The organism is Kribbella sp. NBC_01484 (assembly GCF_036227145.1).
Taxonomy (GTDB): Bacteria; Actinomycetota; Actinomycetes; order Propionibacteriales; family Kribbellaceae; genus Kribbella.
Map to the genome: position 1 here is coordinate 3,891,674 of NZ_CP109437.1, position 12,869 is coordinate 3,904,542.

The 12,869-nt window shown below is 67.2% G+C and carries 9 protein-coding genes and 1 pseudogene; 2 read left to right on the plus strand and 8 right to left on the minus strand.

Annotation, left to right across the window (positions count from 1 at the left end; genetic code table 11):
* Positions 1 to 179: 179 nt before the first annotated feature.
* A complete protein-coding gene (locus OG555_RS19170) occupies positions 180 to 854 on the plus strand; it encodes an SOS response-associated peptidase (RefSeq protein WP_329484272.1) in 675 nt (224 codons plus the stop codon).
* A gap of 84 nt (positions 855 to 938) precedes the next feature.
* On the opposite strand, the gene OG555_RS19175 is transcribed toward OG555_RS19170, so the two are convergent.
* The 7 genes from OG555_RS19175 to OG555_RS19205 all read right to left on the minus strand — a co-directional run bounded on the left by OG555_RS19175 (position 939) and on the right by OG555_RS19205 (position 11,597).
* Positions 939 to 1,616, minus strand: coding sequence for a hypothetical protein (locus OG555_RS19175; RefSeq protein WP_329484273.1), 678 nt, complete (start codon positions 1,614 to 1,616; stop codon positions 939 to 941).
* 33 nt (positions 1,617 to 1,649) lie between these two features.
* Positions 1,650 to 2,294, minus strand: coding sequence for a cell division protein ZapE (gene zapE / locus OG555_RS19180; protein WP_329484274.1), 645 nt, complete (start codon positions 2,292 to 2,294; stop codon positions 1,650 to 1,652).
* Positions 2,295 to 2,757: 463 nt separating this feature from the next.
* Complete coding sequence (locus OG555_RS19185; RefSeq protein ID WP_329484275.1) at positions 2,758 to 6,639, minus strand: trypsin-like peptidase domain-containing protein; 3,882 nt, start codon at positions 6,637 to 6,639, stop codon at positions 2,758 to 2,760.
* A gap of 40 nt (positions 6,640 to 6,679) precedes the next feature.
* Positions 6,680 to 7,015, minus strand: a complete 336-nt coding sequence (locus OG555_RS19190) for a trypco2 family protein (protein ID WP_329484276.1) — start codon at positions 7,013 to 7,015, stop codon at positions 6,680 to 6,682.
* Between the two features lie 142 nt (positions 7,016 to 7,157).
* The gene (locus OG555_RS19195; protein ID WP_329484277.1) at positions 7,158 to 8,207 is read right to left on the minus strand and encodes a recombinase family protein; all 1,050 of its coding nucleotides are present in this window, start codon (positions 8,205 to 8,207) and stop codon (positions 7,158 to 7,160) included.
* 326 nt (positions 8,208 to 8,533) lie between these two features.
* Positions 8,534 to 10,825, minus strand: coding sequence for a hypothetical protein (locus OG555_RS19200; RefSeq protein ID WP_329484278.1), 2,292 nt, complete (start codon positions 10,823 to 10,825; stop codon positions 8,534 to 8,536).
* Between the two features lie 454 nt (positions 10,826 to 11,279).
* A complete protein-coding gene (locus OG555_RS19205; RefSeq protein ID WP_329484279.1) occupies positions 11,280 to 11,597 on the minus strand; it encodes a hypothetical protein in 318 nt (105 codons plus the stop codon).
* 403 nt (positions 11,598 to 12,000) lie between these two features.
* On the opposite strand from OG555_RS19205, the pseudogene OG555_RS42885 reads away from it, so the two are divergent.
* Positions 12,001 to 12,120, plus strand: a pseudogene (locus tag OG555_RS42885) (transposase); the annotation flags it as partial.
* Positions 12,121 to 12,130: 10 nt separating this feature from the next.
* Here the strand turns inward: OG555_RS42885 and OG555_RS19215 are convergent.
* Positions 12,131 to 12,856: a hypothetical protein gene (locus OG555_RS19215; RefSeq protein ID WP_329484280.1), complete on the minus strand. Its 726-nt coding sequence runs from the start codon at positions 12,854 to 12,856 to the stop codon at positions 12,131 to 12,133.
* Positions 12,857 to 12,869: the final 13 nt, after the last annotated feature.

Genomic DNA, 12,869 nt, shown 5'->3' on the forward strand with positions numbered 1-12,869 from the left:
GCCGGCACCGGGGGTGGCGTCCTGCCTAGCGCACCGCCACATGGCGCCAGCCCTCAGACCCCCGGCCTGTCGTGCGGCTCTCCCCGCGGTCGGCCGTGGAGGGGGGTGATTCCGTCGGCATCGCTGCTGTGTCCGTGGCGCGTGGCAGGCTGGCAGGCATGTGTGGTCGATACGCCTCGGTGGCTAGCCGCGCCGATCTGCTCGAGCGGTTCGTCGTCGACGAGGGCAACGCCGACGACCTGCGGGGCCAGGACTTCAACGTCACCCCGACCAAGGACAACCCGGTGGTGATCGCCCGCATCCCTGACGACGCCGGTGAGGCTGCGGATCCGGTGCGAGAGCTCCGGGCGTTCCGGTGGGGCTTGCTGCCGGTGTTTGCCAAGGACATCAAGGATGGCGCGAGGATGATCAACGCTCGCGCAGAGACTGTCCACGAGAAGCCGGCGTACCGCCGCGCCTTCAATTCTCAGCGAGCGCTGATCCCGGTCGACGCCTCCTACGAGTGGCTCGAAACCGATGAGATCGGCAAGTCGGGCAAGAAGCTCAAGCAGCCCTTCGCGATCAGGCCGACCGACGGATCGACGACGCTGGCGCTGGCAGGGCTGTACGAGGTCTGGTACGACAAGTCGCTCCCCGACGACGACCCCAACGGGGTCATCCCCACGTACACGATCATCACCACAACGGCGACCGACAGCGTCGGCCGGATCCACGACCGGATGCCGATGGCGGTCACCCCTGACGGGTGGGCCGAGTGGCTCGATCCCCGCAACCACGACGTCGACCAGCTCCGCGGCCTGATGGCGCCGCCGGTCGACGGCAGTCTGGACATGTACGCGGTGTCGAGGCCGTGAACAACGTGAAGAACAACGGCCCCGAGCTGCTGGAACCTGGACATCGGTCATCTTGGGCGGGATCGCCGCGGTGGGTCTAGGCGTCTACTTTGTCGCGTCCGGGCTGGATCGAGCCGACTTGCGGCGGCGCGCCAGCACGAGCTCGATCACGACGATCAGCACGATGGCTACCGGAACTGAGACCACGCCCCACGCAAGGCCACCGAGCGTCGCCAGACAATCGCTCTCGGAGCCGTCGCACTCGGTCGCGGCGTAATAGGACGCCCCGGAGAGGAACGCGAGGAACACGAAGGCGACGGATCCGCCCAGGTAGACCGCTGCCCGCACGAGCCACCGGCCTGCTCCCGGACCTTCGCCGGCCACCCGCGCGGCTTCGGCCTCGGCCTGCGTCGACGGTTGCACCGCAGTCGCGATCAGCACCGCGGCGGTCACCCCGAGGCCGATCCCCAGCAGCACGAGCTCGCCCTCGTCACGGTGCCAGATGAACCGAAATCCGTCGTTCCCCGTCTGCTGCCAGACAAGGCAACCGAACAGGACCGCCTGCACGATCCCCAGCCAGAGCCGCGCCTTCGCATCGGACCAGGCGACCACCACGGCCGAGACCGCCGCAGGTAGGGCGAGCAGGCCCAGCGGAAGGATCCACAGGTCGCTGCCGGCACCGGACAGGTCGTCGAACTGCACGAATCGGCCGACGATCAGCAGCCCGAGCGCCGCACCGAACAGAAGCAGCGACACGGCGATCGGCCGCGAGTGGCTCACCATCCCGCCAGGAAAGCACACCCAGAGGTCCAGCACTCAGGACGCGCGGGCCAGGGCGATCAGCCGGGAGAGGGCTCTGAGGTACTTCTTGCGGTAGCCGCCCTTGAGCATGTCGGCGGAGAAGAGCTGGTCCAGCGGGACGCCGCCGGCCAGGAGCGGCAGGTTCCGGTCGTACATGCGGTCGGCCAGGACGACGACGCGCAGCGCCACGTTCTCGTCGGCCAGCGGACGGATGTCGGTGATGCGAACGCTGTCCACGCCGTCGAGCAGAGCGCCGTACTTGCTGGGGTGGAGTTGCGCGAGGTGGTGGTGCAGGTCGACGAAGTGGTCGCACGAAGCGTTGGCTCGCTCGGCGGCCGTGGCCTCAACCTTCTCGTCGGGCCACGGCTCCGGCGCCACGGGCAGGCCGCGGTGACGGTAGTCGGGGCCGTCGATGCGTCGTACGTCGAAGTGCGCGGACAGGGCCTGGATCTCGCGGAGGAAGTCGATCGCCTGGAAGCGGCCCTCACCGAGCTTGTCGGGCAACGTGTTCGAGGTCGCCGCCAAGTCGACACCGGCGGCGACCAGTTGACCGAGCAGGCGCGAGATCAGCATCGTGTCGCCGGGATCGTCGAGCTCGAACTCGTCGATACAGATCAGCCGGTACGACGACAGTTCCTCGACGGCTGTCCGCAGGCCCACGGTGGCGGAGGCGGTGCGGGTCCTTGGCTGTCGGGGTGTCGGTAAGAAGCCTGTGACCGCCTGGCCCCAAGCCGCGGGTAGGGCCTGGGCTTGCGCCTTGGGTTGCGGTCGTGCGGCGGTCTACGACAGAGAAGGGGCTCCGAGTCGGTGACTCGAGTCCCTCCGGCTCTGTTCGTTGGGCGAGTTATCCAACTAGGACGATCTCGCGCACGTGTGGCTTGCCGTCCGGGCCTTCCTCCACGACGGCCTCCTCGTGCATCACCCACTGCCGCGCGCGGCGATTGACCGGCCGCGACTTGGCGAGTTCTAGGGGTAGTGTCCGCAGATCCACTGGTTGCCGGCGTGGTACCAGCCGCGGCTGGTGAGCCACTGTACGGCGGCTTCCGGTATCTGCGCTGGGTCACCGGTCGCGAGACATCTCCCGGGCTCCTGACACCCAGCCGGGAGAACTCCCCGCATGGAGTCAGGGTGGCGTCGGTCCCGGCGATTGATCCGTGACCAACCAAAACGAGAGTCCGGCGCCTGAGTGGGCGATGACGAGGTAGGACTCGCCATCGCTATCCACCCATGTCGCCAAGGCGCGGACTGAGCTGCCCACCCGCGCGACCTCGCCTCGCGTCGTCAAGTCCCACACACGCACACCCTGGTCGAACCCGCCGGTGACGACCCGCCCGTCCGTCAGCACAGCCACCGCCGACACCCTGTCGTCTTGGCGGCCGAGCTCGTTTGGCTCAGCGCCGGGTGTGGCGGGATCCCACAGCAGCACCCGGTTGTCCACCCCGCCGGTGACGACCCGCCCGTCCGGCAGCACAGCCACCGCCACCACCTCGCCGTCGTGGCGGCCGAGCTCGACCGGCTCGGCACCGGGGGTGGCGGGATCCCACAGCAATATCCGGTCGTCGCCCCCGCCGGTGACGACCCGCCCATCCGTCAGCACAGCCACCACCCACACCATGCCGTCGTGGCGGCCGAGCTCGACCGGCTCGGCACCTGGGGTCGCGGGATCCCACAGCAATATCCGGTTGTCTGCTCCGCCGGTGACGACCCGCCCATCCGTCAGCACAGCCACCACCCACACCATGCCGTCGTGGCGGCCGAGCTCGACCGGCTCGGCACCTGGGGTCGCGGGATCCCACAGCAATATCCGGTTGTCTGCTCCGCCGGTGACGACCCGCCCGTCCGGCAGCACAGCCACCACCCACACCATGCCGTCGTGGCGGCCGAGCTCGACCGGCTCGGCACCGGGGGTCGCGGGATCCCACAGCAGCACCCGATCGCCCACGCCGGTGACGACCCGCCCACCCGGCAACATAGCCACCGCCTTCACCTCACCGTCGTGGCGGTCGAGCTCGACCGGCTCACTGCCCGGAGTGGCGGGATTCCACAGCAGCACCCGGTTGTCGGCCGCGCCGGTGACGACCCGCCCGTCCGGCAGCACAGCCACCGCCCACACCCTGTCGTCGTGGCGGCCGAGTTGGACCGGCTCGGCGCCGGGTGTGACGGGATCCCACAGCAGTATCCGGTTGTCCCACCCGCCGGTGACGACCTGCCCGTCCGGCAGCACAGCCATCGCCGACACCATGTCGTCGTGGCGGCCGAGTTGGACCGGCTCGGCACCGGGGGTGGCGGGATCCCACAGCAGCACCCGGTTGTCGCCCCCGCCGGTGACGACCTGCCCGTCCGGCAGCACAGCCACCGCCGCCACCGCACTGAGGTGGCGGCCGAGCTCGACCGGCTCGGCACCGGCGGTGGCGGGATCCCACAGCAGCACCCGGCTGTCGCCCCCGCCGGTGACGACCCGCCCGTCCGGCAGCACAGCCACCGCCGCCACCGTACTGCCGTGGCGGCCGTGACTGTCGTGGCGGCCGAGCTCGACCGGCTCGCCGCCGGGTGTGGCGGGATCCCACAGCAATATCCGGTTGTCCCATCCGCCGGTGACGACCCGCCCGTCCGGCAGCACAGCCACCGCCGCCACGATGTCGTCGTGGCGGCCGAGTTCGACCGGCTCGCCGCCGCGTGTGACGGGATCCCACAGCAGCACCCGGTTGTCCTCCCCGCCGGTGACGACCCGCCCGTCCGTCAGCACAGCCACCGCCCACACCCTGTCGTCGTGGCGGCCGAGCTCGACCGGCTGGGCACCGGGCGTGGCGGAATCCCACAGCAGTACCCGGTTGTCTGCTCCTCCGGTGACGACCTGCCCGTCCGGCAGCACAACCACCGCCGTCACCGCACGGTCGTGGCGGCCGAGCTCGGCCGCCATGCGGCTACTTGCGCGGCGGGTGGTCCACAGCGGAAGCAGCCCGCCGGGATCGGCCTGCAGCCGTGCGTGCAGGTCATTGGCGAGGCTGTCCTCGGTGAGTTCGGCCGCCTGTAGCCACAGTTGTCGCAACACGTAGCCGGCCTGTGCAAGCGGCTGGGACCGTTTCAGGTAGTGCGCCTGGCGGGTGACCGTGGCGAGCATCGCGCGGACGGCTGCGTCGGTTGGGTTGGCGGTTGCGGCCTGCCGAATGGCGGCTGTGACATCCGCGCCGGCTGATTGGATCGCAGCGTTGACCCATCCGGCGTCCCTGACCAGCGCCGTCAACCTATCCGGCTCGGCGGTCAGTGTCCCGGGGTAGCTGTCCAGCAGGTACGCCGGAGTGCCCCCGGTGGTGACTGGCCAGCCTGTAGCGCGCCACTGCTCGGCCCACTGGTGGATCCGGTCTCGATACTCGGGGTCGCACAGGTCGTCGGTCGTCTGGGCGTACTCGAGCAACGAGTAGTGGGCGAACTGATAGCGCGGCTGCCCGATCGACCCGACCGGCTCCAGGCTGCGGGCGGCGCGCTCGGCGACGAGGCGACGCACCTGTCGCGTGTGGCTGGCCGATGGTGCGGCCAGGCCGTTTGAGAGCGTAGCCAGGTCCGTGACCGACAGCGGGCCGCCGGCGGCGGTCAACAATCCCAGGACGTCCACCGCCAGATCGACATCGTCTCCGTGGGTCAGGTCGTCGATCTCCTGGCGGGCTCGGTGCGCCAACTCCTTGGCGCCCTCGAACGGCTGTAGCTTCGCGGGGTCCGCCGCTCTCAGGGCGTGCCCGTTCGGTACGTCGACCGGCAGATCCGGGTTGGGGCGGCTGGCCACCAGCACATGCGCATGTGCGCCGACCAGTGTGGGCAGCAAGCTCGCCACGCTCGCCGACCCAGGCGGGCGGCGGTCCTCGTCCAAGCCATCGACCACGAGCAGCAGATGCCGGCCAAGCCCGTTCGCCCGGTCCACCGCCTGCCGCCACAACGCGGCGAACTGATCCCGATCCGCCACAGGCGGATCCACCTCGCACAGGTACGCCAACTGGGGCACCGTCGCGTCAAGAAACCGGTCGCTGTCCGCGTCCGAGGCCCGCCGGGACAGGAAATAACAGACCACATCGACCTCGGGGGGCAACCCCACCGTGACCGTCTCGTACAGAAGCGCGGTCTTGCCCACGTACGCCCCGCCGACCAGCCACCGATATCCCGCAGCGCCGGTGGCGAAGGCCGCGATGTCGGCGAGCTCCTGCCCCCGACCGAGGAGTTGCGGCATCCGCTGGTGCAGGGTGCGGCCGAACTCGCGCAGGGTTTCCCAGTACGCCGGCTCTGGCCGCTCCTCACGGGCCGGCAATCGTCGCAGCTCATCGAGGCCTGATACGCCCAGCCGCGACCACCACGCGGACGGATCATCGACGCCCTCACCCCAATTCTCGTGGAGTGGGTCCGGCTCAAGCGCGGTCAGCGGGATCGCCGTGATCGCCGAGGTGCCTTCCCGGGGTGCGTGCTCGGTCACAACGCCGAGCAGCAACCCGCCCGAAATCACTGGGGCGCCGGACATTCCCGACCACTCTGATTCCCCAAGGCCTATTCGCTCAGGCGGCAACGGCCGCGGCGATGCGGATACCTGCATGCTCAACGCACCGCGAGCCAGCTTCGACAACACCGGGACAACGCCGAGAGCGTCGACCGTGTCCCGCACTCTCTGCGGTGACGGGACCACGGCGAACCATGGGTAGCCGACCGCGTGACACCTCTCCACGGGCTCGCCCGTCGGGCTGTCCCGATCGACCCGCGCCAACCCGATCGGTGGCAGATCCAGCGCCACGTCGTCGATCTCTACCAGCGCAAGATCGGGCCGAGGGCCGTCCACCTCGCCAACAAACCGCGCGTCAACCGTTGCCGGGAACAACCGCTTGTCCTGGCCACGTACCTGCACTGCGACGGCTCCGGTCACCACATGTGCCGCGGTCAGCACCGTGCGACCTCGCACGATGCACCCCGACCCGTACCGGTACCGCTCTGCCAACGATTCACCCAGGTCGGCGATCACCTCGACCACCCGGGCTCCTAACGCCACCGACTCTGCCGGTGCCACTGACCTACCCGATCAGTTCGTTGCTGGCCTCGGCCACCTTCACCGGTTTGCCCTCGCGGTCGACCGGCCCGCCGAACACCACCGTCACCGTCTGATCCGAGCCTCGCTCCCGGCTTCCGCCGCCGCCCAACTCCAGGTTCACGAAGGGCACTTTGAACCCAGCCTTGCCGTCAACCGACTTCGTCGCCGTGACCTTCAACTCCACGGTCATCGACTCGACCGGCAGCTGGACATCCGACCGGCCCCCCTCGGCCCGAGCACGCAACAACTCATCACGCAACATCCCGATGGCATCCGCCAACCCGAGCCCATCCACCGACGCCTCATCCCGCTCACCCATTTGAACCACTCTCCCCAACCTGATCCGCTCCCCACTTCCAGAATCATGTACGCACACGCGACGTCCGTCACCATGTCCGCCTGGCGGCGTCCTCGTCGAAGAGATTCTGTGCGGCGCTAGACCGCGATCGCCTGCTGCCGCCCTAGGAGTGGTCTCCGTAGATCCACGGGTCACCTGCGCGGGTCCAGCCGTGGCCGGCGAGCCACAGCACGGCGCAGTCAGGGACCTGCGCAGGGTTGCCGGTTGCGAGCAGTCCGCCGAGCATGACCGTCGCGCTGCACAGGGTGCACATGATGATCCGGGCTTGGTGGGGCTGGCAGTGTTCGCAATGCCAGCGCTCGATGACGGCCGTGTCGGGTTGGGATGGGTCCGGTAGGAGCCACACGGTTTCGAGGCCTTCGCGGTGCAGTTGTAGCTCGTGCTTGCTCGCAGGCCGGTGGCCGCAGCTCGGGCAGGCAGTCGACCGCGGCGACGCGGGCATCGGCAGTGGCTCGTCCGACGTACGCCCCGCAGGTTCTGCCACAGGCAGCTCAAGGGGAGCAGCCGAACTGGGCAGAGCGGGCGAGCGGAGGTCGGGGACGTATTTGTAGATGGTCGCCCGGCTGACGCCGAGTAGCCGAGCGATCGAGGACACCGTGGTGTCCGGGTTGCCGAGCAGATCGCGCGCGTGCTGGATCTGTTCTGCGGTCATCGCCGGTGGCCGCCCGAGACGGGTGCCGCGGGCACGCGCGGCGTCGAGGCCTTCACGCGTGCCCTGGACGATCATCTCGCGGATGAACTCGCCCAGGGCGGCGAAGACGTGGAAGACGAGCCGGCCGCCGGGTGTGGTGGTGTCGAGCGCCTCGTGCAGCGACTTGAACCCGATCTCACGCCGGCGCAGGTCGCCGACGATCGAGATGAGGTCCTGGAGGTTGCGGCCGAGTCGCCAGAGCTCGGTGACGGTGATGGTGTCGTTGGGTCGGGCGAACTCCAGGCAATTCTGCAGTTCGGGGCGTTCGGCGTTCTTGCCGCTGAGCTTCTCCTGGAAAATCCGGATACAACCGGCACCAGTCAGGCCGTCGATCTGCCGGTCGAGGTTCTGGTCGCGGGTGGAGACGCGGGCGTAGCCGAGAAGCATGCCGCCGCCGATGACGCCGAGGGGGTCCGGGTCGAGCAGCAGGGCGGCGCGGTGGTCGAGATCGGTGGCCGTCACACCCTGACTGTATGGAAATAGGTGCATTGGGAGTTGTTGGACACTCCGGGTTTGCAACACGTTTTTCGACACTCGAAGCGCGGCGTGTCGAGGTCTGGCCGAATTGTCGGGTGGGGGTGTTGAGAAACGATCGATTCTCGACACCTGCCCGTCCCGGTTGGTCAACTCGGACGGAGGAGGCTACAAGGTGCGCAGAAGGTGATCACCGGAGGCTCAGCTCGGGCGGGCGGCCCGGCGGTCGATCTACGAATACGTCCCCGGAGTAGACCCAAGGAAGTGGCTACTGACACCCTTCTTCCCGTGATCCAACGACGAGTCGGGGAGGTTTAGAGGGCTACGACAGGGTTGACGACGGTGGTAGTGGTTCCGCCGGCGGTGATGATCTGTGTCTCGGTGAAGAGCCGGAACGCACGAGACTGGTCGCTACCGGACCACGTGATCTCCAGAGTGCTCGTGCCATTCACCTGCTGGTTGCCGCGAAACTCGGCGACTTCGTTGTAGCCGCTGACGTTGTTGTCCACCCACACGTCAGCATGGATGTGGTACTGACCATTCGGGCTGGGTTTCATCGTTGTGGATGTCCCTTTCTCTGTAACGGTGCTGACCAGGGTGAAGCTGTTTAGGTTCTGCCGCCACAACGACCAGGTGATGGACGTGATCTTCAGGATGCCCGGGTAGTTGTTGTTTACGCTCAGGTGCAGCGTTCCGGTTGACGCCGGCGGCGGATCAACGAGGTTGAACGTGATCGCACTCGGCTCGTAGCCGACGGCCTCTACTGTCGCCGGCGGCGCGGGTTGTCCGAGCGCGAACAAGTAGCCGAACGGGGTTCCGGTCGGGCCCACGACGGCACCGGCGATCCTGACGACACCGCCGACAGGTTGACCGGTGTCAGCGTCCGCCGCCGTGACCGTGATGCTGGTGGGTACTCCCCGCTGGATCGTCGAGGGGGTGACGCCGACCTTCATCACCCCCTGGGTGACAGGTTCTGATGAACTTTCGATCGACTGCTTTGTGCACATTGTCTGCTGCAGAGTGACGTGGTCATCTCGCCCGGACCCGAGACCTGGGACGGGAAAGAACATCCGGTCCGTCGTGACGTCCACACCGGGGCGCAACGCTCCGTTGACACGTACGTACGCGCGGGCTCCTGGCATCAATTGGCGAGCAGTGAAGCCGCCGCGCGGGATACGCACTGGTGTCTCGATTACCGGCTGTGGGAGGCCTTTGAACACCTGGACGTCCACCTGCGCTGAGTCTGCCGCAACGCTGCAGCCACTCTGGCTGAGCCAGACCTTCTCAGGCCACCGCAACGGACGGTACAGCTCGAGCGTCATCTGTGATCCAGTGATGGGATATGACGGGCTCAGGGTGGGCAAGTCAGTCTGGTCAGAGTGGACGACGACATGCGCGCCGGCGGTCAACCCCGTTGCGTTGACGTACCTGCTGCACTCAATCGGAGCCGGCGAGATAGTCGGGGTGCCTACAGCACCAGGGAGAGGAGCGATGGGGTACGTCACCACCGGAGCGCGCTTGTTGCAGAGTGACTCGGCGAACTGCAGCAAGAACTTGCCGGGATACTTCGCGATTCCGGGACGGTCCGCCCACCCGGCCGGAAGCGGGAAGTCGCACTCCGTGGCCCACGCCTGGATGTGCCCGAGGTCCTCGTCGATAATCAAACCCGTGTCTGGGTCCTTGAGCGCCTCGATCCACACGTCCGCTCCTGGGCGCAAGTTGCGCACCTCCACTGACACAGCGTTGGGGCAGATCGGGCCGACGATGGCTGGCGCCGGGAGGTCTGGTGGCGCATTGACTCCCACTGGCGGAACGGTGAAACCGCTCGACCGGTGGCAGGTGGTGCTCTCCTGCTTGGCCGATACCTGATCGACGGGCTTAACCGCCCGCGGCACGCCAACCCAGACCGGCGTGCCGACGAACGGGTAACCGCCGAACTCGTCCGCGCCCACCTTTACTGTCAGGCTCGCACCTTCGAGCAACCCGGACACCAGGACGGCCAGGTCACACTCATATGGCGGGGTCACCGTGGGCGGTGGGGCGTCACGATTCGGCGATGCCTCGAGCGGCGGCGACTCGACTGCTGGCCCCCTGACTGTCCGGCCGGCGACCGTTGCCGACTGCGATGCCATCACTGTCTGTCCGGGCGAGGCGCCAGGAGGGAACGCGATCGGTACCGAGACGGTGGTGGAGGTGGACAGCGCGGTACCGATCATCTGACCGTTCCAGACGAGCTCGACGGTCACGCCGGGCACTGTGCCACCGACGAACGCCCAGTCGGCGCACGGGTGCAGGATCGAGAGAAACACCACGGGTGGCAACGAGGTCGGTGCGCCGCCGACCGGCTCGCCCACAGGAGAAGGTGGGCTGACGTCGTTGAGCAGGAATTTTGAGGCCGCCTGGGTCGCTGTCACCGACACGCCTGCTGCGAGTGGGACCCCTCCCAACGGCACATCCACGGACAGACCGTGGGCGGTGGCCGGAATGCCGACCGGGGCATTGTTTGCTAGCAATTGGACAACCGCGCCATCTATCGCCCCAAGAACGGTGACGAAGGTAGAGAGCTCGGTTATCGGCCCGACGACCTTGGGCGGCAGGAGAGTCATGGACGCTCCCCCTGGCTGGTGGATGGCTGCAGGTGAACATCCTGTCCGGAGCCGATGACCTCGGGAGCGTTCGGGGAAATTAAGACGATGGCGCAGGCGATCTGGTCACTGACCCTCACGGATGTGCTTAGGACAGGAATCCTGCCGACGATAATGAGTGCTGAAGCTGGCACGACGTGCTCCTAGATCGAAGTTGGCGCCCGCTCGCGCTCTCCGTGCTGCGAGGTCCAGTCGCGATCACTGATCGGTGTGGCTGTCGTCAGGCGTCGATTTACCCGCGCTGTGCCGCTGATCGCGGATCTAGCTACAGCCTTCTGGGTGCGGCGCGCCTCGGGGCGCGTGTCTTGAGACGCTTAGGTTCCCGATGCTTCAAGCACCACGACGGACTCCGCACCATCTCGGGGTCTCCGCGGTCGGGGTGGGTCGCTCTGTCAACGCGCTGGTGGGAGGGCCACTACGCAGTCGCGTGTGGGGTCCACTCGAACCGGATGTCGACCTTCGCCTGCTCGGCGATGTCGTTGCCGGCCTCGGCAACGACATGCCCCAGGCGATCGGCGAGGTCGGCGTTTCGGAAGTGTCCAACGGTCGCGAGGATCTGCCCGATCTGGGTGAGCTCGACCTTCCACGGCTCCGGTCTGGGACCGGCTTCAGGGTTGTCCAAGACGAGTCGGGTGAGGTCGATCACTGGGTCAGGATGCCGCCACCAGAACGGGTCGGCGAGTTCGCAGTCGATTTCGAGCTTGTTGGTTCCCAAGTGAATGGTGCCGCACATTGTTTCCCCCTTGGGGGAAGCTTCCGCAGTGGACGGCTGTCTACTCCGGCTCTCCCTCCCTTGCCACCCTCCTCGCGCGGTCCTCTCACGTCAATGCTCGGATCCCTTCCGCGCCAAATGGGTTATCAGCAGCACCCCAGGAACTACCTTGCTTGTCTATCGGCATTACAAGCGTTCGATTGCGCTGTAGCTGACGCGGATAGGCCGCCGGATAGTCGCGAGATCGTCCTCAGGGTGGCGGAATGGTGACGGCCGGAAGACCATCCGTCAGTAAAACCCGAGTTGGAGGCCAACGATACCCGCACCCAAGCCTTTGAAGATCGCCGAGCGCGACGTCGAACGCATCCAGGTGGGGAACCATCTGCTCGGACAGGTGGTGACGGTTGTGATCCCGCACCCTCGGTCCAGCAGTGAAACAGGGCCGGCGTGGAACGAGTTCTTCGCCGACCGGGTCGTCTGCGGCCTGACCGGCGTCCGGCTCATCACCTCCGACGCCCACTGCGGACTGCGCGAAGCGACAGCCTGGGAAGCCGTCAGGAAGGGTGTGCCGTCTTGGAGAAGTGGTCCAGGACGAGTTTTGTCTTCAGTTCCGGGGTTGCGCTGATGGGCACGCCCAGCGACTCGTACAGGTCGAGCAGTTGCTGCTGGCTCACCTGGGCAGCATCTGCGTCGTCTGCGCGACCCGAAAGCTCCAAGAACCGCAGTCGCGCGTCAATGTCCCATTCCTCACAGTAGATCTTGTGACCCCTAACCTTGGTCTTCCACTTGCGTGCGCGGACCGGGCCCAAGAGTCGTAAGTGCTTTGGCTGCAGGTCATGAGAGGTATACCCATGAAACAACTCGAGTTGGTCGTCGGCGAACACCGCTGACGGATCCTCGCCGCGCACCGCAGGCTCCACCTGAGCGTCCTCGCGGTCCACCACCAGGGATGCTGACAGGACCCGATGGTCACCGGTCCAGTCTTCTTCGAGCCGGTATTCCCAGCCGTCACCGGTGGACGGCTCCTTCCAGGCAGTCGGCAGTTGGGCGAGGCGGCACGGTCGGAATTTCACCGTGCAGTCATTGTCCCCACCCACGCCACATCTGATTCGCAAGATGACCCCTTGGGCGTACAAGACCAGAGGTTCGTGGGCGCGGCTGGTGTCGAGGAAGTAGATCGACCGCTCCTCCGCGTCGCTATCCGCCAACTTCAGCGTGGACAAGGCCGAGTCAATGGCACTCGGCTCGACGTTCGCCTTGATCTCGACCGGGTAGCTCATGGGCACCCCTTAA

Bases quoted from the DNA above. Each gene is read 5' to 3' on its own strand.
- OG555_RS19175 (WP_329484273.1), bottom strand. From the start codon at position 1,616: ATGGTGAGCCACTCGCGGCCGATCGCCGTGTCGCTGCTTCTGTTCGGT.
- OG555_RS19190 (WP_329484276.1), bottom strand. From the start codon at position 7,015: ATGGGTGAGCGGGATGAGGCGTCGGTGGATGGGCTCGGGTTGGCGGAT.
- OG555_RS19200 (WP_329484278.1), bottom strand. From the start codon at position 10,825: ATGACTCTCCTGCCGCCCAAGGTCGTCGGGCCGATAACCGAGCTCTCT.
- OG555_RS19205 (WP_329484279.1), bottom strand. From the start codon at position 11,597: ATGTGCGGCACCATTCACTTGGGAACCAACAAGCTCGAAATCGACTGC.
- OG555_RS19215 (WP_329484280.1), bottom strand. From the start codon at position 12,856: ATGAGCTACCCGGTCGAGATCAAGGCGAACGTCGAGCCGAGTGCCATT.